Source organism: Nocardioides sp., from assembly GCF_004803405.1.
GTDB classification, from domain to species: Bacteria; Actinomycetota; Actinomycetes; order Propionibacteriales; family Nocardioidaceae; genus Nocardioides; species Nocardioides vastitatis.
Genome location: NZ_SSXI01000254.1, coordinates 1 through 20,806, shown reverse-complemented (window position 1 = coordinate 20,806; position 20,806 = coordinate 1). Strand labels below are relative to the sequence as shown.

Below are 20,806 nucleotides of genomic sequence, written 5' to 3'. Positions count from 1 at the left end.
ATACCCGCCCGACTGTGCCCGAATGCTTGGCAACCTGCCCGAGTATGCGGTTTACTGAGGGAGTCATGTGATCGGCATCACGCCGCCGGTCGAGTCCCTGGAGGTCACTGGAATGTCCACCACCACCCCGACGGCGCCCCGTCACGGAGCCCGCGTCCACGTGCAGAAGTTCGGCACGTTCCTCTCGAACATGGTCATGCCGAACATCGGCGCGTTCATCGCCTGGGGCCTCATCACGGCCCTCTTCATCGAGGTGGGCTGGCTCACCAGCCTCGGCATCGGTGAGGGCAAGGGCAGCTGGGTCGCCGAGATCGGCGGCTGGGGCGACTTCGCCGGGGGCGGGATCGTCGGCCCGATGATCACGTACCTGCTGCCGATCCTGATCGGCTACACCGGCGGCAAGATGGTCTACGACACCCGCGGGGGTGTGGTCGGCGCGATCGCCACCATGGGTGTCATCGCCGGCACGGAGATCCCGATGTTCATGGGCGCGATGATCATGGGCCCACTCGGTGGCTGGACGATGAAGCGCATCGACGCGATCTGGGACGGCAGGATCCGGCCGGGCTTCGAGATGTTGGTCAACAACTTCGCCGCCGGCATCTGGGGTGGCATCCTCGCCACGTTCGGGTTCTTCGTGATGAGTCCGATCGTCACGTTCATCGCCGACAAGCTCGGGGCGGGCGTGGACCTCCTCGTGGAGAACGGCCTGCTGCCGCTGACCTCGCTGATCATCGAGCCGGCGAAGGTGCTGTTCCTCAACAACGCCATCAACCACGGCGTGCTCACCCCGCTGGGCACGAGCCAGGCGCTCGAGGACGGCAAGTCGATCCTCTTCCTGCTCGAGGCGAACCCGGGGCCCGGCCTCGGCCTCCTGATCGCCTTCATGGTCTTCGGTCGCGGGGCAGCCAAGGCGTCGGCGCCTGGCGCGGCGATCATCCACTTCCTCGGCGGCATCCACGAGATCTACTTCCCGTACGTGCTGATGAAGCCGAAGCTGATCCTGGCCATGATCGCCGGCGGCATGACCGGCGTCTTCATCAACGACCTCTTCGACGTCGGCCTGCGTGCCCCGGCCGCACCCGGCTCGGTCTTCGCGGTCTACGCCCAGACGGCGAGCGACAGCTACGTCGGCGTCACGCTGTCGCTGCTGGGCTCGGCGACCGTCGCGTTCCTCGTCGCCGCGGCGCTGCTGAAAGGCGAGCGCAACCGGGACGAGGGCGACCTCACCGCCGCGACCGCGAGCATGGAGGCGATGAAGGGCAAGCGCTCGATCGCCTCGTCGGCGCTCACCGCCCCGGTCGGGCACGGCGGCATCACCAGCATCGTCTTCGCTTGCGACGCCGGCATGGGCTCCTCCGCCATGGGGGCCTCGGTCCTGCGCAAGAAGGTCCGTGACGCCGGCTTCGATGACGTCACTGTCGTCAATCAGGCCATCGCGAACCTCACCGACACCTACGGCCTCGTCGTTACCCACCGCGACCTGACCGACCGTGCCCGGCAGAAGACCCCGTCGGCGGTGCACGTCTCGGTGGACGACTTCATGAGCAGCCCCCAGTACGACGAGATCGTGGAGCTGCTCCGTCGCGCGAACAGCGAGACGGCGACGCCGATCCCGGTGCAGGAGGCGGCTGTCCTCGGTGGCGAGCTCCTCGCCGTGGAGTCCATCGTGCTCGAGGGACGAGCCACCAACCGCGACGACGCGATCACCGAGGCCGGCGACCTGCTCGTCAGAGCGGGCGCCGTCGACCCGTCGTACGTCGCCTCCATGCACGAGCGGGAGCAGTCCGTCTCGACGCACATGGGCAAGGGCCTGGCGATCCCCCACGGCACCAACGAGGCCAAGGGCTCGATCCGCCGGACCGCGATCTCGTTCGTGCGCTACGCCGAGCCGGTCGACTGGAACGGTAAGCCTGCAGAGTTCGTGGTCGGCATCGCCGGGGCGGGCAAGGACCACCTCGACCTGCTCGGCCGCATCGCCCAGGTCTTCCTGGACCCGGACCAGGTCGCGCGGCTCCGTGCGGCGCAGACGCCGGAAGAGGTGAAGGCGGTGCTCGACGGCGTGCCCGCCTGACGGTGGTGAGGTCCTCCATACAGCAGAATGGCTCCGTGGATTCGGAGACCCGGCAGTCGCAGATCCTCGAGGTCGCCCGGACCCGGGGCCGGGTCGAGGTGGTCCCGCTGGCCGACGAGCTCGGCGTGGCCACCGAGACCATCCGCCGCGATCTCCGGGTGCTCGCCGACCGGCGCCTGGTGAAGCGGGTGCACGGCGGGGCCATTCCGCTGGAGAGCGCGGTCTTCGAGTCCAGCCTCGACTACCGCAGCCGGGTGGACCTCGCACAGAAGCACCGGATCGCCTCCGCTGCGGCCGACCTGCTTCAGAGCGCCGAGACGGTGTTCATCGACGAGGGGTTCTCGCCGCGGCTGGTGGCCGAGAAGCTGGCCGACCACGAGGTCACCGTGGTGACCGCCTCGCTGCTGGCCGCCGAGGCGCTCGCCGACAGCGAGAAGGTGAACGTGCTGCTCCTGGGCGGCCGGATGCGGGGCCGCACGCTGGCCACCGTGGGCGCCTGGACGCTGGACTTGCTCGGAGGACTCGTGATCGACCTTGCCTACCTTGGGACCAACGCGATATCCCTCGAGCACGGGCTGACCACGCCCGACCCTGCCGTCGCCGCCATCAAGCACGCGGCGGTGGAGCGGTCGCGGCGCAGCATCCTGATCGCGGCGCACAGCAAGTTCGGGATCGACAGTTTCTGCCGGTTCGCGGAGGTTGCTGACTTCGAGACCATCGTGACCGGGACCGAGCTGCCGCGGGAGGACGCCGAGCGCTACCAGGCGCTGGGTCCCTCGATCCTGCGCGTCTGACGGCTTTCCACAGAGCCGGACCGAGGGGTTACCTTCAGGCGGCCCGACGGGGTAGGAAAGTGGGCACTCCTTCTCGGGATCGCGGAGTGCGGATGACAGCTGACCTGTCGACCCCACCTGCCCTGGTCGCCGACCTGGACGCGCAGGTGCGTGCCGTCGTGCGCCGTGACGCGGCGTCGACCGGCAGGCGGAGGCGCATCGGGTGCGCCGCATTGCCGAGCAGGTCGTCCGCGACCACGACGAGCGCAGTCTCACCGGTGCGGTGCTCCCCGTGCCGGACCGCGACGCGGTGGTCGCCGAGCTGGTGGCGCGAATGAGCGGCTTCGGCCCGCTGCAGCGCTACGTCGACGACCCCACCGTCGACGAGGTTAGTGCGAAACCACGAGGTGGCAACGCACTCTCGGCATCAGGTGAGCTAAATCGACCAACTGCAGGGAGACTGCCTCTCAGAATCTGCACTGGGTCGAACAGTTCGCGACAGCGGACGACCTCGCCGGTGGCCTCATGGTTGCAGGTCTCCCCGATCTCGAGGAGTAGGTGCGGCTGTTCAGCGAGAACGGTGCTCCCGCAGCTCCGGCGACGCGCCTCAGTCTTGGGCACTGCCACCCGTGCGCCTCGTAGATTGCCTTGGCGCCGGCCGACAGCCGCTCGACACGCGGCCCCGCAACCTCGAGGTCGAGCGGCAGAGGGCCCGTGACGGTTCAACCCGATCGAGGAGTACGCCCCACAACGCCACGCCGACCTGCGCCGAGAGGCCATCGACGGCGAGGTCGGCGAGTAGTTCAGGCCCGAGTTCGGTAGAGGCGCGTCGTGAGTGGCGCGAAGACGGCCGTGAGCAGCACCGCCGTACCGAGCACCACGGCGATGTGGGCCGACTCGGCCTTGCCCTCCATCAACCCGCGCGAGGCGGAGGTGAGGATCGAGACCGGGTTCACGTCCACGAAGGCCTTCAGCGGACCGGGCAGCGTCTCCGGGTCGACGAACACATTGCTGAGGAAGGTCAGCGGGAAGATGCCTGTGAAGCCCGCGTTCATGACCGCGTTGGGCGACCGAAACAGCAGGCCGAGCGTCATGAACACCCAGGACAGTCCGAACGCGAACACGATCACCAGAGCCAGGGCCAGGATGACACCGCCGACGCCTGCGCCGGGTCGGTAGCCAAGCGCCACGCCCAACACGACGATGACCGTGCCGCCGACCAGGTAGCGCAGGCTGTCGCCGAGCAGCGCTCCCACAAGAGGCGCGGGCCGCCAGATCGGGAGCGAGCGGAACCGGTCGACCACCCCTTTGGTCAGGTCGGTGTTCAGCGAAACGCCCGAGTACACGGTGGTGAACAGCACCGACATGACGAGGATGCCGGGCAGGATGTAGTCGAGGTAGTCGGCGGTGGAGCCGGCGACGGCCCCGCCGAACAGGTAAGTGAACATCAAGACGAACAGCACTGGCGTCAAGGTCACGTCCATGAGCTGCTCCGGGACGTGCTTGATCTTGAGCATCCCGCGCCAGCCGAAGGCGAGCGCCGCCGACAGGCCGCTGATGCGCCCGGGTCGCGGGGCCGTGGCGAGGACGTTGTGCAGCCTGGCTTCGGTCATGCCCGCTCCTCCTCCGCGATCTCAGCTTGCTCGGTCTGGTCCTCAGCCGGGCGACCGGTCAGCGCCAGGAACACCTCGTCGAGGCTCGGCTGACCGAGCGAGAACGACGCGACGCCGACCCCGGCGCGGGACAGCTCCGCGACCGCCTCGGCCGCGCGGTTGCCGTCCGCGCACTGGGCCGACAGCGCGGCTGGATCGGGCTCCAGGACGACGGTGGACAGTTCGCGCGCGAGCAACTGCTCGGCCTTCGGCCGCTGGTCCGGATCGAGAAGTCGCACATGAAGAGCGCCGGAGCCGATAGAGGCCTTGAGCTGGCTCGGCGTGCCCTCGGCGATCACCCGTCCGTGGTCGATCACCGCAATCCCGTCGGCAAGCTGGTCGGCCTCGTCCAGGTACTGCGTGCACAGCAGAATCGTGGTGCCCTCCCCCGCCAGGGCGCGCACGATGTCCCACACCTGGTTGCGTGAGCGTGGGTCCAGCCCGGTCGTCGGCTCGTCGAGGAACATCACCTCACGGGTGACCACGATGCTGGCCGCGATGTCGAGCCTGCGGCGCATCCCTCCGGAGTAGTGCTTGACCAGCCGGCCGGCCGCATCGCCCAGGCCGAAGGCGTCCAGCAGGTCCGCGGCACGGTCCTTGGCGGCACGCCATTTCAACCCGAGCAGCCGTCCGAGCAGGACCAGGTTCTCCCGACCCGTCAGCTCCTCGTCGACCGACGCCATCTGGCCGGTGAGGCTGACCAGGCCGCGTACGTCGTCCGCCTCGGTCACGATGTCGCGGCCGAGCACCCGCGCCGAGCCGGCGTCCGGGCGGAGCAGCGTCGACAACATTCGAATGGTCGTTGTCTTGCCGGCGCCGTTGGGTCCGAGCACCCCGTAGACCGCCCCGGCACGAACGGCGAGATCCACGCCATCTACGGCGCGGGTGTCGCCGAACGACTTGACCAGTCCGGACGCCTCGATCGCGAGCGTACTTTGACTCATGGAACTGAGACCGCGTGGTTGCTCGAAACTCATCGCGGCAGATCCTTCTGGTGACCATCCATTCGACAGTTCCCTCCAGCCGTTCGCCCCGTTGATGGGTCGATTACGACGGTACGACTGGAAGTCCGCTTGAAGTCAACCCGCACTCGCGATCCAACGACCTCCTCCTGGTCGGTCGCGCGCCTTTCCGCCACAGTCTGGCGGGGCGCGGTACCGACGCTCGCTCAACTGAACACTGGCCGGTGCACCCCTGGGGTGCACGCCCCCCGGGATAACGGGAGCGAACCGGAGACAACCGGACCCGCTTTCACGCTCAAGACGGCGGTTCTCGCGTGATCGAGCGCAACGTTCCTACGGTTCAACTCCCCCCTCGCGCACCACTACGGTGGTTGAGGAGGCGCGCCAGCGCCGTCTCGAAACCGGCCCCGGGTCTTCGGATCCGGGCATGGTCGATTTCGTGCCGGCCACGGCGCGGTGGGTGGGTGCGCTCGCGATGTTCGGATGTCGCCGTTGCTTCGCCGTGGCCCTCCCTGGCGTCGTGCTCGTGCTTGTCTCAGTCATGCAGGTCGGCGGAACAGGCGCGTCCACCGAGTTCCACGCAATTGCGGAGCACATCGGCAAGGGGTGTCTGACCGTCCAGGGGCCCGGCCTCGATCTGGTCGAGCAGGCTCCGTATCGACTTGGTCAACCCCGCCTCCCAGCCGTCGATTCCCGGGCACTTGGTTGATCGGCCCGCGGCAGAATCCTAGGCCGGGCGGCGGTAGGGAGTGCGCCGTCGCGGCCCTGGCGGAACCCGGATCCCGGGAGTAACTTGAAATGTTGAGTTTCTGCTCGCAGGGCGACCACGGGCCCGGTCGCCGCTTGTCTCGAGGAGCTAGCGATGGGACAGCGCTGGGAAAGACGGAACAAGGCGTGGGCCGCAGTAGCGGCTGGGGGAGTGCTGGCAGTGACGGCCGCCCTCGCGCCAACGACGGCAGCGGGTCAGCAGGCGGCCGCTCCGGGCGACCCCGAGCTCCACAACCTGGAGCACGTCTTCAACTTCGATACCCAGGCACACGACACGTTGGACGACCCGAACGCGCACCGGGGCACCGACCTCGAGTTCGTCACCATCAAAGGCCGCGACTACGCGGTCATGGGCTCCTCCGGGCGGGGCGCGTACATCTTCGACGTCACCGATCCGGAGAACCCCGCGTTCGTCACCCAGGTCACCTGCCGCCAAGATCGCAACGATGTCGGCATCAAGAAGTTCGCCGATCCCCGTACCGGACGGGCGCGGGTCGTCCTGGCGCTGACCCAGCAGAGCGGGACGCCGTGCCCGGACGAGGAAACCGGCGTGGGTCTCCGGATCGACGAGCCCATGGACCTGACCGGGTTCCACAGCGGCGTGCAGTGGGGCGACACCGGGGACGTGGCCCAGCAGACCGGCAGGCTGGTCTACGCGGGCACCGGTTGCTCGCTGGCAAGCTACGCCGAGGTCGCAGGCGAGATCCGGGGCAACATCGCCCTGGTCGACCAGTTCGAGAGCCAAACCAACCCGGCCGATCAATGCCCGACCTTCACGTTCTTCCAGAAGGTGCGCAGTGCCCAGGAGGCAGGGGCGGTCGGGTTCATCCAGATCCCCGCAGAAGGCGAAGAGCCGAGCACCAACACCACGGCCATCGCCGCCGATATCCCCGCCATCGAGCTCTTCCGCACCGAGGAGGCAGTGGAGTTCCGCGACGCGGTCATCGCCGGCACCGATGTCACGGCGACGATCGACAACCTACCGGGGAAGATTCCGCTCATCGGCAAGGGCTCGGGCGGCCTCGGGCTCTTCGACATCACCCAGCCGCGCGCGCCCAAGCCGATGTATCGGCTCCTGACCGGGCTCGGCGGCGTCCACAACTTTGCGTTCCACCCGACCGCGCCCTACGGGTATGTCTCCAACGGCGCACTGCCGGGCGGCATCAACGAGATCCCGATCGTGGACTTCTCGATCCTGGACAGCCCGAAGGTGCTGCGCGGGCCGGACACCGAGGGCGGCGTCCACGACGTGGAGCTGAACCTCGACGGGACCCGTGCCTACGCGGCGTCGGAGAACAACTACCGGATCTATGACGTGACCACGCCGTGGCGACCGAAGCTGGTGTCCCGCACCCCGAACGTCGGCTCGTACGCGCACGGCGTCTTCCCGAGTCCGGATGGCCAGCTGATGGTCACAAACAATGAGAGCCTGGTGCTCGGAGGCTTCTTCGTCGGGGGCACCGGGGTGTGCCCGGGTGAGGGCCTCGCGTCGTACGACATCAGCGCCGAGGAGACGCCGGTCGGCCCGCTCGGCTACTACGTGCCGCACGTGGTGGGTCCGACCGACGAACGGCCGTGCACCTCGCACTTCGGCAGGTTCGCTCCGGGCACTAGGGTCATGTCCATCGGCTGGTACATCGCCGGGACGCGGATCGTGGACTGGTCCGACCCGTCGAATCCGACCGAGGTCGCAGGGGCTGTACTGGAAGGCACCAACACGTGGGCCGCCAAGTTCCACAAGGGCCCCTACGTCTACGCGGGCGATATCGGCCGCGGCTTCGACGTGTTCCGCTGGACAGGCGACGGCCCCGCACCGTGGGTGGCCGACTGAGTAGGGAGTGACATCAGCAGCCCCCCGTCGGACCACCGGCGAGGGCGGCTCGCGCCCCTCGAACACTGCGCGCACGTCGTCGATCGCGAGCTCCCCTGCGCTCGCGGGTGCGGGTCCCTGCGCTGCCCACGTGAGAAAGAGCACCACGTTTCGTAGCTCCACGAGTGCGGGCGTCACGGACAGGACGGTCGTGGTCCCGCTCGGCTACGACCGAGAGCAACTCGGGACGCCCGAAGTCGCCGCTTCCGCCGAGGACGTGGTTCGCCTGGTTACTTTCACGAGGTCGCGTCAGGCCGCGCCGGCGCGCGCGGGCCTGGCTGTCCGGGCAGCGATCTCCGCGGCGATCGGGAGCAACGCGAGCAGCGCCGCAGCCGGTTGCACGTAAAACTGCACCACGCCGATCGGCACCAGCCTCGAGAGCCCGAAGAAGACGAGTGCGCCGGCGATCACCAGCGCTTCGGTGCGGCCGAGTGTGGCGGAGCGCACCACCGCGACCGCGAACAGCGTCGTACCGATCGCGAACAGCAGCGAACCCCCGATGAGGACCGGCACGAACCACGACTCCAGCGCGTCCTGGGTGGCCGCGAGGTCAGCGCCGGTCTCGTCTGCAGCCAAGAGCGAGAACTCCATCCCGGGCAGTACGGCGTAGAGCGTGCTGCCGATCACCACGAACCCGAGGCCGACCGCACTCAGCGAGCGGTCGCCGCAGTCACGTAGGTGGCCGCGGACCGCGACGAAGGAGAGCACGATCATTGCCGACGCGATCGTCAGCGCGAGGTGGGACAGTCCCCACATCGTGGTGTCAGCGGCGGCGGCGTCGGCTACCGCGTTGCTGTCCGGCAGGCGACCGGGCAGCGGCGGGTGCCACAGCAGGGCACCCAGGAGCACGAGCGGACCGATCGCGACGATGGCTGCGCTCCCCCTCGCTGTGGCCTCGTGTGTCGTCTCGCCGGTGTCGGTGTACATGACTTCTCCCTTCGTCGGTCGATCTCATGCCGCGGCGGGTGCCGGGGCTGGAGTGCGGGCGGCGATGCGGCGCGCGAGGTACTCCGCGTCGCGGCTGACGCCGTTGACCTCCCCCGAGGCGAAGCAGTACTGGAACGCCAGGCCGCAGAAGTAGAGACCGGGGATCGCGTCGACGACGCCGCGGTACTCAACCGGCCAGCCGTCCTCGACTGGAAGCGGCAGGTCGATCCAGTCGTAGCTCTGCCGGAAGCCGGTTGCCCAGACGATGCTCGCCACGTCGAAGCTCCGTCCGTCCGTGAGGCACGGCCGACCGTCGTCGACATCGGTGATGTGCTCGGTGATCCATTCCACGTCGCGGTCGGCGAGGTGGTGCCGCTTGACCCGCAGTTGGGGAGCTCCGTGGTGCCGGATCTTCGCCATGACCTTGCGCCCCATCGGGGTGCGTCGCGTCAGTACGTGGTTGAAGACGAACTCGATGACCGGGAAGGCCCGCTCCAAGCGATGGGTTCCCCACTCGAGCGGGACGTTGCCACGTTCCGGTCCGACCAGCGTGGTGGGACGGGTCGCGGCAATCTCGTAGGCGATGTCCAGACCGCTGTGCGATGCACCGACGACCAGCACGGGGCCGTTGGGAAGCTCGTCGGGGCGCCGGTAGTCGCTGGAGTGGAGCTGCCGGATGCCTGGGTCGATCTCGCTGGCGAGTGCCGGGACCTGCGGCGAGCGACCGAAGGTGCCGGTCGCGACGACGACGTAGTCGCAGGTGACCTCGTCATCCCCTAGCGTCGCGGTGAATCCGCCGTCCTCGCGGCCGGTGAGTCGCTCGACGCGGGTCTGCATCCGGACCGGGAGGTCGTTCGCAACGGCGTACAGCTCGAGGTACTCGGCGAACTCGTCCTTGGTCGGGAAGTGCCACTGGTCACCGGGGAACGGTACGCCGTCCAGGCTGTTCGCCCGCGCTGGCGTGAAAAGCGCCAGGCTGTCGTAGTGGCAGCGCCAGTTGTCGCCGATGCGGGCCATGCCGTCGACGATCAGGAAGTCGCGGCCGAGCCGCTTGAGTTGGTAGCCGGTCGCCAGACCGGCCTGGCCGGCGCCGATGATCAGGGTCTCGACGTGTTGTGTGTCCATGCCGTCGACGCTAGGTACGGCGTACCGCACCCCACATCGGGCAGCAGACCCATCTGCCCCCGCAGGCGATGGGTGGATTCACCCATCGGCCCGCAGGTCACACGACCATGGTGACCAGCTTCGCCGAGCCCACGATGACGTAGTGCACCCCGCGGCCGTCGATCGTCGATCCGTAGGTCAGGCTTGACCGGCTGGCCAGGTCCTGCCCGACGTCCGCGCGATCCACCTCTCTCGCGGTACTCGGCGCGGCCACGCTCCTCACCGCACTCTCTTCTGGATACGGCGCGGTCGCGGCCACCCGGTTGCTCGCGGCCGCCGGGCACGGACTCTTCTGGTCGGTGCTGATGGTCTCCGCCGCCTCGATCGCGCCCGAAGTCCGCAGCGGCCGAGCCATCTCGATCGTGCTGGCAGGCCCGATCTTGGCGAACGTCGTCGGCCTCCCCCTCGGCACCGCCCTCGCCACACCGCTGGGCTGGCGACCCGTGGTCGCGGTCGTGGTGATCGCCGGGGCCCTGCTCGGCGCCGTCACCACCATCGAGTTCGGGCCCCACCCTGCAGGCCCGACGCGACGACGCCGTGATGCCCAAGCACGAGATCACGCCTGCCGCCTGGCCACCATCGTCGGTTGAGACGGCGTGGTGGTGGGAGTGTTTGCGGCCTCCTCTGGCGAGCCGGTTGATGTTCTGCACCGAGCGTGCTTCCGGGTCTTCCCGATCCCTACGTGACGGTACTGAACAGCCTTGGTAGATCCGCACGCTCACTGGCACCGCCCTGCGGGGGTCTTGTAGCCGCCAATGCCCGTCAGCCGACTGCTGACTGATCTGTTCCCACTGGGCGATCGGCTTGCGGTGATCGTTTCGGTCGCCCGAGGTGGCTTCGCGCGGAAGTGATCCTTGCACCGGGCAGACCTGCCCCAGTCCGCAAAAAGTCCGCAAGAAGTTCAGCGGAGACCGGTGGAAGCCAACGACGCCCAACGGAGCCGGGGACGCGTTTGTGCAGGTCGACCCCATTTGCCGGGATCGGCCAACGATGACCCCCAACACCCAACCTGCGGCGGAGTCGTTCCGCTTCAACGTGTGAGTCTGCGCGTTTGCGCAGGGTCAGAAGGGGGCGCGAGCCCTCCCGCCCGTTGACGAGAACGGGCGCCCATGGGCAGAACTCGCCACGGGCCGCGGTCAATGTTGCTGCCCGAGCGGTCGACCTGATCCCGGATCGGTTTGCCCCCCCGCCGGCCGGCATCAAGGGCGGCACAGCGTCGCTTCACGATGACCTCCGGCCACCCGTGACCCGGCGACGCCGAGGGGCTCGCTACTCCACGCCTGCGTCACGGTCCGGGGGGACGATCGGCTGCACCCCCGGGGTCGTCGGCTTGGCCTGCACCTCGACCCACTGCGGTACATTGCGGAGCACCGTTCCGTCGGACAGCGTGACGTCGCCCATGTTGCCGTACCTCACGGTGATGTCGCCGTATCCGAGGGCGATCCGGTGGCGGCCGAAGGAGATCGCGCGCGCAGCGCGCTCGGCGACGACGCCGAGGGACAGCGAAGGGTTCTCGGCCCTGATGCGCGCGAACTCCTGCTGGAAGTTGAGCAGGTTGCGCCAGGCCAGCAGTCCGTTCATGTTGGCCGGTCCGCGCCCGAACCTGCGGCGGAACGACTCGATCGCGGCGCGCAGGGACGCCTCGGTCCAGGTGAAGCCACGGGCGGTGAGGCGGACCGGGGATCCGTCGGGCAGCCTGGCGTTCGTTGGGTCGATGGTGAGGTGAGGCCCTCCTCTGGGCGTCCCCTCGGGTGTCGCCTCGACCTCGGCGTAGCCGTAGCTGGCGCGGGTCTGCGCGTCGGTCAGCTCGCAGGTCCAGCCGCTGGTGGCATCGCCGGTCATCTCGCCGGCCTGGACCCGGCCTGGGTTGTCCACGACAACCTCCGGCACCGTGCCGGGGGGCGGCCGGTAGTCGGAGGTGCGTCGGCTCTCGCCGGGGGTCTCTGCCGTGCCGCGGCCCGGGATCCGAGACCCGATCGCCTTGATCACGCCGTGGAAGATGCCGAGGATCAAGATGTTGGCGACCAGGTGGTCGTCCCACTCGCGTCCGGTCGCGAGGTTGGCCACCACGCTGCCGACTCCCGCGCCGCCCATCACCAGCAGAGTCCCGGCCGCCAGCGACAGGCCATAGAAGGTCGCTGCGGCTCCGGCAGCGCCGACGAAGGTGCCGAGGATCGCGGCGTGACCGACACCGTCGTACCAGCGTCGGTTGGGGTTGGGGTCCAGGAGGTTGCCCGTCACCTGGGCGGCCGCGAACCCGGCTGCCCCGGCGGCCGCGCCGACGATGAGCGCCGCGGCCAACGCGGGTACCGTGAACGGGGCCGCGGCGATGAGCGCCGCCGCCGCGAGTCCCACCACCAGGGCGGCACCGATCCCGACCGCCAGGCTCGCGACGAACCGCCAGTCGGCCATCCCCCTAATGGCCTCCCAGGTGTCGGCGAGCTGGTTGGAGACCCACGACGTGGCGCGACCCCACCAGCTGTCCTGAGCCTCGGCCGCAGAGCGCATCTGCGCGGGCAGCTCCCCGAAGGTCGCGTCCGCGTGCTGGGTCCCCTCGGCCGCCCCGCCCCGAATGCTGCGCTCCGCCTCGCTGACCCCGCCGTCCACAGAGTCGCGCACCTGGCCGAGCCGGGCGTCGACGTCGCCCGACACCTGCTCGACGGCCCCCGTGGCCCGCGACTCCCCCTCGGCCACGGTGCCGTCGATCTGGGTCCCCGCCGTGTCGACCACCTGGCCGAGTCCGGTCTGCGCGGTGGTGGCGAGCTGGCCCATGTTTCCCTGGGTCTCGGTGAGCCAGGCGTTGCCGCCCTGCTGGGCACCGGCCGAGGCCCCCTGTAGCGACTGCACCATCTCCTGGCCCTGCTCGTCCGCGGCCCGGTCGAGTTCGGGGGCCATCTGGTCGAGCACCCCCACTGGCCCATCCTCGCGAGCGGTCGGCGGCGGACCGCCGCTCGCCCCGCCGTCGCCAGTCCCGCTCCCTGCCTCCCGCTGCACCGGGGCCGGTCCCGCCGCGGCCGCCTGGGAGGCGATCGTGTGCAGCTCGCCGATGGCGTCGCGGCCCGCTTGGTCGAGCAGCTGTCCAGCCTGCCCGGCGAGCCTGGCGTGCGCGACCAGACCGGCACCGAGCGCGGCGTCGAGGCTCGCCTCGCCCTCGGCCCGCATCGCCTCGGCCCGGCCCCGAGCGGCGCGGTCCAGGTTGTCGACCTCGGCGACCACGCCTCTCTCGGCGGCACCCACCTGTTCCCGGCCCTGCCGGATTACGGAGTCGACGCCCTGTCGAACCGAGCCGAGCATGTTGCGGATGCCGTCCGTGGCACCCCGGCCGACCTCGCCGACCCCGGTGACGGTCGGTTCGGCCTCGGTGCCCACCTGTTCCCGGGCCTCGCCGGCCTGCTCGCGCACCTGGGCAGCGAGGTCGTCGCCGTCGGTCCGCAGCTGCCGGGCGAACCTTTCCGCGGTCTCCATCACCGCCTCGGCCTGACGGGCACCGAGGTCGGCGTCCTCCTCGTCCCGGCGGTATCGCTCGGCCTCGCTCCGGCCGAGGTCCTGCGCCTGAGCTGCCAGCTCGTGGGCGTGCTCGCGGGCGGTCTGCGCCTCGGTCTCGGCGGTGGCGTCGATCCGGCCCTCGGCATCGGTGAAGATGGCCCGCGCGTCAGCGGTGCCCCGAGCGATGGTCTCGTCCACCTGGGCCGTCTGGGCGTCGGTGGTGGCGGCGACCCGCTCGTGAGCCTCCTGACCACGCTGACCGACTGCCGCACGCGACGCGGCGGCCTCGGCAACGACCCGAGCGCGGGTGTTGCGGATGACACCACCGACGGCGGCCCGACTGGACTGAACCGCATTGTGCACCGCCGAACGCTGGCCGGCCGCCTCGGACTTCAGGTCGCCCGAGACTCGTGCAGCGTTTGCGGCCGCTCGCTGGCGGAGCTGGGCGATGTGCTCGTTGATGGTCGCGCCGAGCGCGACGACTCCGGGCTGGGAGTCCTGAAGACCTTGCAGCTGTCTCAGCGCGTGGCCGCTCTCCGGCCCGGGACCCGCTGCCTCGTCGAGTGGGATGTTGAGGCCAGCCGTCGGCGCACGGCGCGACTCTGCCTCCCCAGCGATCGCGCTCGGCTCCTGCTCCGGCGCGATCGCATCGGCGGGCGCTGCGGGTCTCGGCGGCGGCGGGCTCGACGGAGTTGCCTGCCTGGCCGTGGCGACCTCGGCGCTCAGCTGATCAACGGACTCCGCGGTCTGCGCGGTCGCCTCTCGCACCTGACCGACGCGGGCGGACGCGTGGCCGGCGGTGTCCCGGCGACCTTCCCCGCTCGCGGGGGGAACGTAGCCTTCCGGGACCCCGAGTCTGCGTTCTGCCATCCGCCCGAAGTCCCGGCTGGCCTCCTCGACCCGCGGGTCGACGGCGGTGCCGGCGTCGTTCTGGGACGCGACGAGCCTGCTCGCGGCGGCATTGCCCGCGAGGCGCTGGAGGGCGTGCATGGCGCCGGGCACGAGGACAGCCGCCGGGTGTCTCTGGGCCGGAGGGGCGGCCGCCTGCTGCCCCGGCTTCGTGACCGGCGCAGGCCGACGCCGATCGGCGTCGGCGTCCGATCGCGCGACGCTCGCCATGGCCCATCACCGCCTTCGGCAGTCGTGCCGGATCAGGCAGTATCCCCGCCAGCGCGCACGACGCGTCATGTCCCGCGATACCGTGATCGGGGCAAGGTGCGTTGCCCGATCGGGAGCCGAGCCCAGGACCGCCGAACTCATCCTGCGGACCACCCGGCTCCACAATGTTCACGCGCTGGGCGTCACCGACCTCCCGACCTACCTCGTCGGCCTCGTCGTGATCGCTGCTCCCCGGTCCCAAGCCGCTCTACGTCCTGTTCGTGGCAGCGTCCCCGGCGGCGGTCCACTGCAGGGGCCCAGCCATACCCGTTAGCGTCACAGGTACGCCGGTCTCCTCCCGCGCCTCGCGCACCGCGCCTGCGAGAACTCTCGTGCTCGGAGGGCTCCCCAGTCGTAGGTGCCGTAGACCAGATAACGAGCCCCGTCACGCATCGCGGGGCACAAACGCTGGGAAGTGCACGGCGGTGCATCTGGACGACTGTATGCTAAGGACCGTCGGGCATGGTTGCCCAGGAACTTCGACAAGACAGGCCGGGAGATGCCATGAAGAAGCCGGAACCTGGTTCGGCGCCAGCAGGAGGAAGCGTCCGTGAGGCTGCTCCCGCTCGCCGAGCCACGCGGCCACCACTCGAGCGTCCGACGCCGCTGCGCGAGCGCGTGTACGAAGCGATCGCCGAGATGATCGTCACCCGGGAGCTTGAGCCGGGGGAGCACCTCGTCGAGAGCGAGCTTGCGAGCGATCTCGGCGTCAGCCGGCAACCGGTCCGTGAGGCACTGCAGCGCCTGCAGACCGAGGGATGGGTCGACCTCCGCCCGGGCCACGGTGCCTTCGTCCACGTGCCGACCGACGAGGAGGCCGATCAGCTCCTGGCGGTCCGTGCCATCTTGGAATCGGAGTCCGCCCGCCTGGCGGCCAAGCATGCGACGCCTGAGCACCTGGAGAAGCTCCGCGCTCTGCAGCGGGTCGGGGAGAAGGCCGTTGCGGCCGACGACCAGGCGGCCATGGTGGCTGCCAACGCCGCACTGCACGCTCATGTGGTCTCTATGTCCGGCAACCTCGTGCTCGCCGATCTCATCGCCTCGGTGGCGCGGCGGGTCCGGTGGTACTACCTGCCGATCGCACGGTCGCGCGGCAAGGATGCGTGGGACGAGCACGCCGGCATCATCGACGCGATCGAGGAGAAGAACTCGCGGCGGGCCGCCAACCAGATGCGCCAGCACGCCGAGCGGACCCGCGAGATCTACCAAGAGTGGCGCACGGAAGGCGCCGAGGAGCGAGCCTGAGTCGTCTCCCCTCGTAGGGGACTCGGAAGCTGCTTGCCGCCGTCTCTGCGCGTCGGGCTGAGGTAGGCACCACTCCTGATCTCTATGCATCGGCACGGGCCATCTGCACGGGTCGAGAAGCGCGGCATGGCCAGCTTCCGATGGCTCGGGATTTCTCGACCATGGCGATGGCTGCTGCTGCCCGGATCGATGATGGGGTGGTTCGGCGATCGCGGACCGTGTGTGGCGCCGCTGGTTGGTCCTCTCCTCGGCCATGAAGCGCGCCACGCGCACCCCGTCGCCTTCACGCTCCATCCGGAGCTCGGCGTTCCCGGCCTCGGTGTCGAACGGCAACTCCTACGGTCAGGCCGCGTCGAGACCGAATATTCTCCGGTTGGAGCGGTCTTTTGTGAGCACGGTCACTGGAAATCTCGGGTCTTGTGAACAGAGTCACGTGCTCGTCGATTCGGTTGCGGTCGCCTCGGTGGGAGAATGTATGCAGTACACGAAGCGGGCAGAACCAACTGGTTCGGCCTCTTGAGAGCAAGGAGAAGAACCATGATTTTCACTCGTCGATTCGGTGCCCTGGCCGCCCGGCCGACCTTCGAGCGCGTTGTCTGCCAGGACGACCTCGACCGTGAGCTGCACGACCTCCTGGACGACGCGGACCTCGAGCCCACCGCCAACGAGCACGCCAACTGAGGCAGCCGCTCCAACTACGAGGAGGGCGGCGGCGCCCGAGCTCCGTCTGAGCTCCGCCAGCTGGTCCAACTCAACCTCGAGGTCTCCCGCGCAACCTGCGCGGACCTCGTCAGGCTCAAGACCGTGGATGAAGCTCAGCGTCCCGAGGATCACGGCCGGGGACACGAGCGCCGGGATCTCCGGATGATGCCAAGCAGTCTGAGACACGTCTCGGTACGCGGTCTGTACGAAAGTTTCCGGTGACCGCGATCTGGGCGGATGTGGGCAGGTAATGCCCCCCGACCGGATCGGGCCCGGGCCGGTTCGCCGTGGACGTCGAGGCCAGATGACGGCCTTCGTCCAGCACCGTGGCCCAGGTCCGGGCCACCGACCTGTCGCAGAACCGCTCGCCCGTCAGTACCCCACTGCACGTGGGTCTGCTCGGCGGTGGCGAGCGCGTTCGGCGGCGCCGCGGTGCGGCGCGTACCCGCGGGGCCGCTCGGTGCAGTAGAGGCTGCCCTGGTCGCCCCAGCGCCACGCTCGCCCGCTTCACGCTGACGTGCTCGGCGAGGTCGTCGAGGGCCGGGTCGGTCACCGCTGGGACCGCTGCTGCATCCCCGTGCTCTCGGAGGGCGTCTCCACGAGCGCGGGCGCCCTTTCCTGCCGGGCCCAACGCCGACTTCGTCTCGGCCAGCTCGGCCCTCCGCCACCTCGCGATACGGGAGGAGCGCCGGCCCTCCCGTCGGAGCATCTCTTTCCGCGCGCCCCGGCCCGCGGCGTCGTACGTGGTCAGGATCTCGGTCCGTCTCGCCTCAGGCTGACGCACAGGGGGATCAGAGGCGGCCGAAGAGTCGGACACCTCGCGAGGGAACCCGACCAACCGGGGCGAGCCGCAATCCATGGGGAACCTGCCTTGCTTGAATCCTGAATACAGCATACAGTCTCCGAGCCGGGTCCGGCGAGACCCGATGCAATCAGCGGGGCACACTCGAGGAGGACTCGCACGTGGACTTGATGGAGTACCAGGCCAAGGAGCTGTTCGCGCGGCACGGAGTGCCGGTGACCTTGGGCACGGTGGTGACGGACGCCGCGGAGGCATCCGCTGCGGCGCGGGCGCACGGGGACCGCGTCGTCGTGAAGGCGCAGGTCAAGACCGGCGGTCGGGGCAAGGCGGGTGGCGTGAAGCTAGCCACTGATCCCGACGACGCGGTCGACAAGGCGAGCGAGATCCTCGGCATGAACATCAAGGGTCACATCGTCCACCGGGTCCTGGTCGCGCCAGCCGCAGAGATCGCGGAGGAGTACTACGTCTCCTTCCTGGTCGACCGCGCCAACCGGAACTACCTGTGCATCGCCTCGGTCGAAGGCGGCGTGGAGATCGAGGTGACGGCGAAGGAGAACCCCGACGCTGTGGCGAAGGTGTCGATCGACCCACTGGTCGGCCTCGATGAGGCCAAGGTCGAGGAGATCGTGACCGCAACCGGGTTCGCCCCCGAGATAGCTGATCAGGCCAAGGACGTCGTCCGGCAGCTGTGGCGTGTCTTCGTCGCCGAGGACGCCACCCTGGTCGAGGTGAACCCACTGGTGCGGTTGAGCGACGGCACGCTGGAGGCATTGGACGGCAAGGCCTCTGTCGACGAGAGCGCTGGCTTCCGTCACCCGGACCACTCCGGGTTCGAGGTGGTCGAGAACGAGGACCTCCTCGAGCTGGCCGCCAGGGAGAAGGGCCTCAACTACGTCAAGCTGGACGGGTCCGTGGGGATCATCGGCAACGGTGCAGGCCTGGTGATGTCGACCCTGGACGTCGTCGCGTACGCCGGCCGGCGGCACGGCGACGTGACGCCCGCGAACTTCCTGGACATCGGCGGCGGCGCGAGCGCCGAGGTGATGGCCAACGGGCTGCAGATCGTCCTCGGCGACGAACAGGTCAAGAGCGTGTTCGTGAACGTGTTCGGCGGGATCACCGCGTGCGACGCGGTCGCGAACGGCATCGTGGGTGCCCTGGACGCTCTCGGTGAGCAGGCGAACAAGCCCCTGGTCGTCCGGCTCGACGGGAACAACGTGAGCGAGGGGCGACGGATCCTCACGGAGCGCAACCATCCGTTGGTGACCTTGGTGGACACGATGGACGGTGCGGCCGACCGGGCCGCGGAGCTTGCACACAACCAGAGCGTGGCCTGAGAGGCGGAGCAGACCGATGGCAATCTTCCTGACCGAGAACAGCCGGGTCATCGTCCAGGGCATGACCGGCTCCGAGGGTATGAAGCACACCGCGCGGATGCTCGCCGCGGGCACCACCGTCGTCGGCGGCGTGAACCCCCGCAAAGCCGGCGAGACCGTGAGCGTCGGCTCCAGGGACATCCCGGTCTTCGGGACCGTCGCCGATGCGGTCGCCGCGACCGGGGCCGACGTCTCGGTCCTGTTCGTGCCGCCGGCGCACACCAAGGCCGCGGCGATCGAGGCCGCAGACGCCGCGATCCCGTTGGCTGTCGTGATCACCGAGGGCGTCCCGGTGCACGACACCGCCGAGTTCCGGGCGTACGCCGAGGCCCGCGGAACCCGGATCATCGGCCCGAACTGTCCAGGGCTGATCTCGCCCGGCAGATCGAACGCCGGGATCATTCCCGCCGACATCACCAAGGCCGGTCGGATCGGACTTGTCTCCAAGTCCGGCACGCTGACGTACCAGCTGATGCACGAGCTGCGGGATATCGGTTTCTCCACCTGCGTCGGAATCGGCGGAGACCCGATCGTCGGCACGACCCACATCGACTGCCTCGAGGCGTTCGAGAACGATCCCGACACCGACGCCATCGTGATGATCGGTGAGATCGGCGGCGACGCGGAGGAGCGCGCGGCGGCGTACATCAGGGAGCACGTCTCCAAGCCGGTGGTGGGCTACGTCGCCGGCTTCACCGCGCCGGAGGGCAAGACCATGGGCCACGCGGGCGCCATCGTGTCGGGCTCCTCAGGCACGGCCGCCGCGAAGAAGGCGGCTCTCGAGTCTGTCGGCGTGCAGATCGGCCAGACGCCGTCCGAGACCGCCCAGCTCATGCGGAGAGTGCTCGAGTCCGCCCTCGAGTCGCAGCCGGTCTGAACGTCCACGACCGCCGTCCTCAGGCTGTGGCGTGCTCGACGTCGTCGACATCGCGCCAAGATCCGTCGGGACGGATCAGTTCGGCCAGGTCGACGTCGTGTCCGGGCGTTCGCCTGGCATCGTCGTGCGAAACGCGCTCGGCGACGCGTCCCATTCGATCAGCTCACATCCGTGCGGGTGGCGGCGGTTTCCGGATCGGCATTCGACCGGTGTGCTCGCACGCCGTCCTGCTCCAGAGCGAGGAGAACCTCGGCCGAGGTCCAGTGCGCGCTCACCCGCTCGATCGCTGCCCGCACCCGTGCGAGATCTGCTGCCGGTTGCTCCGTCGCTGCGATCCCTCCGATGCCCAGAGCCCTCTCCAGTCCGGGGCGAGCCCGAACCGCAGCGTCGACCTCGAGCCAGCCGTCGGTGGTCCTCACCGAGACGAAGCCGCCGGAGGTCGCTGCGGTCGGGTGCTCAGACCGCGCCTCACGGCGCACGAGCTCCGCCGCGGCGTACGCCACGGGTGCGAGATCCCCCGGCCCCGCGGCGGCGAGATCGAGCAGGCGCGATTGCATCCGCGGGTCCCAGAACTTGCGCACGTGGTTCGCGACCTCGCCGGCAGCCTTCTCGGCGGGCAGGTGACCGAACTGCGCCGCGATGTCGTTGATCAGGCTGGTCTCGGGAGGAGTTGTGCCCGGCACGTCAATCCACCGGCTCCCCGGCCACCCACCGGTATGTGACGGGTTCCACCTCGACCCCGGTGGCGGTGCGGGTGCCGGTCACCTGAAGGGCGGTCACCCTGTACTCCGGGCACTCGGTGTGGGCGTCCGCGACCGCTGGCGGACGATCCCCTCGGTGGCTGTCAGACTCATGGGCGTTCGTGCCTCCTGCTCCGGGTGGTCTCGATGTCCTGGGCGGTGCGGTCGCACTGCTCACTTGGTCACAGAGATGCCTTTGGGGTTGAGGTGTGCGATGTTGCCGCTCTCGG

At 69.4% G+C, this 20,806-nt stretch carries 17 protein-coding genes; 9 read left to right on the top strand and 8 right to left on the bottom strand.

What is annotated here, in order from left to right; all coding sequences use genetic code 11:
- Window positions 1–112: 112 nt before the first annotated feature.
- Both E7Z54_RS18290 and E7Z54_RS18285 read left to right on the top strand, forming a co-directional pair.
- On the top strand, window positions 113–2,074 hold the full coding sequence (locus tag E7Z54_RS18290) for a PTS mannitol transporter subunit IICBA (RefSeq protein ID WP_136436164.1): 1,962 nt from the start codon (window positions 113–115) through the stop codon (window positions 2,072–2,074).
- 35 nt (window positions 2,075–2,109) lie between these two features.
- On the top strand, window positions 2,110–2,868 hold the full coding sequence (locus E7Z54_RS18285) for a DeoR/GlpR family DNA-binding transcription regulator (RefSeq protein WP_136436163.1): 759 nt from the start codon (window positions 2,110–2,112) through the stop codon (window positions 2,866–2,868).
- Window positions 2,869–3,650: 782 nt separating this feature from the next.
- Here E7Z54_RS18285 and E7Z54_RS18280 read toward each other — a convergent pair.
- Window positions 3,651–4,460 (bottom strand): ABC transporter permease, encoded by an 810-nt coding sequence (locus E7Z54_RS18280; RefSeq protein ID WP_136436162.1) that lies wholly within the window; start codon window positions 4,458–4,460, stop codon window positions 3,651–3,653.
- Window positions 4,457–5,443, bottom strand: coding sequence for an ATP-binding cassette domain-containing protein (locus tag E7Z54_RS18275; protein ID WP_136436161.1), 987 nt, complete (start codon window positions 5,441–5,443; stop codon window positions 4,457–4,459). The genes E7Z54_RS18280 and E7Z54_RS18275 overlap by 4 nt, the downstream gene beginning before the upstream one ends.
- 445 nt (window positions 5,444–5,888) lie before the next feature.
- Between E7Z54_RS18275 and E7Z54_RS18270 the strand changes: the two genes are divergently transcribed.
- Together E7Z54_RS18270 and E7Z54_RS18265 are read left to right on the top strand one after the other, a co-directional pair.
- Window positions 5,889–6,170, top strand: coding sequence for a hypothetical protein (locus E7Z54_RS18270; RefSeq protein WP_136436159.1), 282 nt, complete (start codon window positions 5,889–5,891; stop codon window positions 6,168–6,170).
- A gap of 153 nt (window positions 6,171–6,323) precedes the next feature.
- Window positions 6,324–8,060: a PA domain-containing protein gene (locus tag E7Z54_RS18265; RefSeq protein ID WP_136436158.1), complete on the top strand. Its 1,737-nt coding sequence runs from the start codon at window positions 6,324–6,326 to the stop codon at window positions 8,058–8,060.
- Window positions 8,061–8,348: 288 nt separating this feature from the next.
- Here the strand turns inward: E7Z54_RS18265 and E7Z54_RS18260 are convergent, their stop codons facing one another.
- The 3 genes from E7Z54_RS18260 to E7Z54_RS24220 form a co-directional block, all read right to left on the bottom strand.
- Entirely contained in the window at window positions 8,349–9,026 is a 678-nt protein-coding gene (locus tag E7Z54_RS18260; protein ID WP_136436156.1) for a hypothetical protein, read from the bottom strand.
- Window positions 9,027–9,050: 24 nt separating this feature from the next.
- On the bottom strand, window positions 9,051–10,151 hold the full coding sequence (locus E7Z54_RS18255; protein ID WP_136436154.1) for a flavin-containing monooxygenase: 1,101 nt from the start codon (window positions 10,149–10,151) through the stop codon (window positions 9,051–9,053).
- Between the two features lie 97 nt (window positions 10,152–10,248).
- Window positions 10,249–10,377, bottom strand: coding sequence for a hypothetical protein (locus tag E7Z54_RS24220; protein WP_276606246.1), 129 nt, complete (start codon window positions 10,375–10,377; stop codon window positions 10,249–10,251).
- On the opposite strand from E7Z54_RS24220, the gene E7Z54_RS18250 reads away from it, so the two are divergent.
- Window positions 10,343–10,780, top strand: a complete 438-nt coding sequence (locus tag E7Z54_RS18250) for an MFS transporter (RefSeq protein ID WP_136436152.1) — start codon at window positions 10,343–10,345, stop codon at window positions 10,778–10,780. The two genes, E7Z54_RS24220 and E7Z54_RS18250, sit on opposite strands and share 35 nt — an antisense overlap.
- 679 nt (window positions 10,781–11,459) lie before the next feature.
- Here E7Z54_RS18250 and E7Z54_RS18245 read toward each other — a convergent pair.
- Window positions 11,460–14,795 (bottom strand): hypothetical protein, encoded by a 3,336-nt coding sequence (locus E7Z54_RS18245; RefSeq protein WP_136436150.1) that lies wholly within the window; start codon window positions 14,793–14,795, stop codon window positions 11,460–11,462.
- 657 nt (window positions 14,796–15,452) lie between these two features.
- Here E7Z54_RS18245 and E7Z54_RS18240 point away from each other — a divergent pair.
- The 4 genes from E7Z54_RS18240 (at window position 15,453) to sucD (ending at window position 19,836) form a co-directional block, all read left to right on the top strand.
- Window positions 15,453–16,079 (top strand): GntR family transcriptional regulator, encoded by a 627-nt coding sequence (locus E7Z54_RS18240; protein WP_206056386.1) that lies wholly within the window; start codon window positions 15,453–15,455, stop codon window positions 16,077–16,079.
- A 537-nt stretch (window positions 16,080–16,616) separates the two neighbouring features.
- Window positions 16,617–16,760: a hypothetical protein gene (locus E7Z54_RS23455; protein ID WP_168798406.1), complete on the top strand. Its 144-nt coding sequence runs from the start codon at window positions 16,617–16,619 to the stop codon at window positions 16,758–16,760.
- 984 nt (window positions 16,761–17,744) lie between these two features.
- On the top strand, window positions 17,745–18,920 hold the full coding sequence (gene sucC / locus E7Z54_RS18235) for an ADP-forming succinate--CoA ligase subunit beta (protein ID WP_136436146.1): 1,176 nt from the start codon (window positions 17,745–17,747) through the stop codon (window positions 18,918–18,920).
- 16 nt (window positions 18,921–18,936) lie between these two features.
- Window positions 18,937–19,836: a succinate--CoA ligase subunit alpha gene (gene sucD, locus E7Z54_RS18230; RefSeq protein ID WP_136436144.1), complete on the top strand. Its 900-nt coding sequence runs from the start codon at window positions 18,937–18,939 to the stop codon at window positions 19,834–19,836.
- A 19-nt stretch (window positions 19,837–19,855) separates the two neighbouring features.
- On the opposite strand, the gene E7Z54_RS24215 is transcribed toward sucD, so the two are convergent.
- Both E7Z54_RS24215 and E7Z54_RS18225 read right to left on the bottom strand, forming a co-directional pair.
- The gene (locus E7Z54_RS24215; RefSeq protein WP_276606245.1) at window positions 19,856–19,990 is read right to left on the bottom strand and encodes a hypothetical protein; all 135 of its coding nucleotides are present in this window, start codon (window positions 19,988–19,990) and stop codon (window positions 19,856–19,858) included.
- Window positions 19,991–19,994: 4 nt separating this feature from the next.
- Complete coding sequence (locus E7Z54_RS18225) at window positions 19,995–20,519, bottom strand: formate dehydrogenase subunit delta (RefSeq protein ID WP_206056384.1); 525 nt, start codon at window positions 20,517–20,519, stop codon at window positions 19,995–19,997.
- Window positions 20,520–20,806: the final 287 nt, after the last annotated feature.

Coding starts and splice junctions, on each gene's coding strand:
- E7Z54_RS18260 (WP_136436156.1), bottom strand. CDS start 9,026: ATGTACACCGACACCGGCGAGACGACACACGAGGCCACAGCGAGGGGG.
- E7Z54_RS24215 (WP_276606245.1), bottom strand. CDS start 19,990: ATGGGACGCGTCGCCGAGCGCGTTTCGCACGACGATGCCAGGCGAACG.
- E7Z54_RS18245 (WP_136436150.1), bottom strand. CDS start 14,795: ATGGCGAGCGTCGCGCGATCGGACGCCGACGCCGATCGGCGTCGGCCT.
- E7Z54_RS18280 (WP_136436162.1), bottom strand. CDS start 4,460: ATGACCGAAGCCAGGCTGCACAACGTCCTCGCCACGGCCCCGCGACCC.
- sucD (WP_136436144.1), top strand. CDS start 18,937: ATGGCAATCTTCCTGACCGAGAACAGCCGGGTCATCGTCCAGGGCATG.
- E7Z54_RS18255 (WP_136436154.1), bottom strand. CDS start 10,151: ATGGACACACAACACGTCGAGACCCTGATCATCGGCGCCGGCCAGGCC.
- E7Z54_RS18290 (WP_136436164.1), top strand. CDS start 113: ATGTCCACCACCACCCCGACGGCGCCCCGTCACGGAGCCCGCGTCCAC.
- E7Z54_RS18265 (WP_136436158.1), top strand. CDS start 6,324: ATGGGACAGCGCTGGGAAAGACGGAACAAGGCGTGGGCCGCAGTAGCG.
- E7Z54_RS23455 (WP_168798406.1), top strand. CDS start 16,617: ATGATTTTCACTCGTCGATTCGGTGCCCTGGCCGCCCGGCCGACCTTC.
- E7Z54_RS18270 (WP_136436159.1), top strand. CDS start 5,889: ATGGTCGATTTCGTGCCGGCCACGGCGCGGTGGGTGGGTGCGCTCGCG.
- E7Z54_RS18275 (WP_136436161.1), bottom strand. CDS start 5,443: ATGAGTCAAAGTACGCTCGCGATCGAGGCGTCCGGACTGGTCAAGTCG.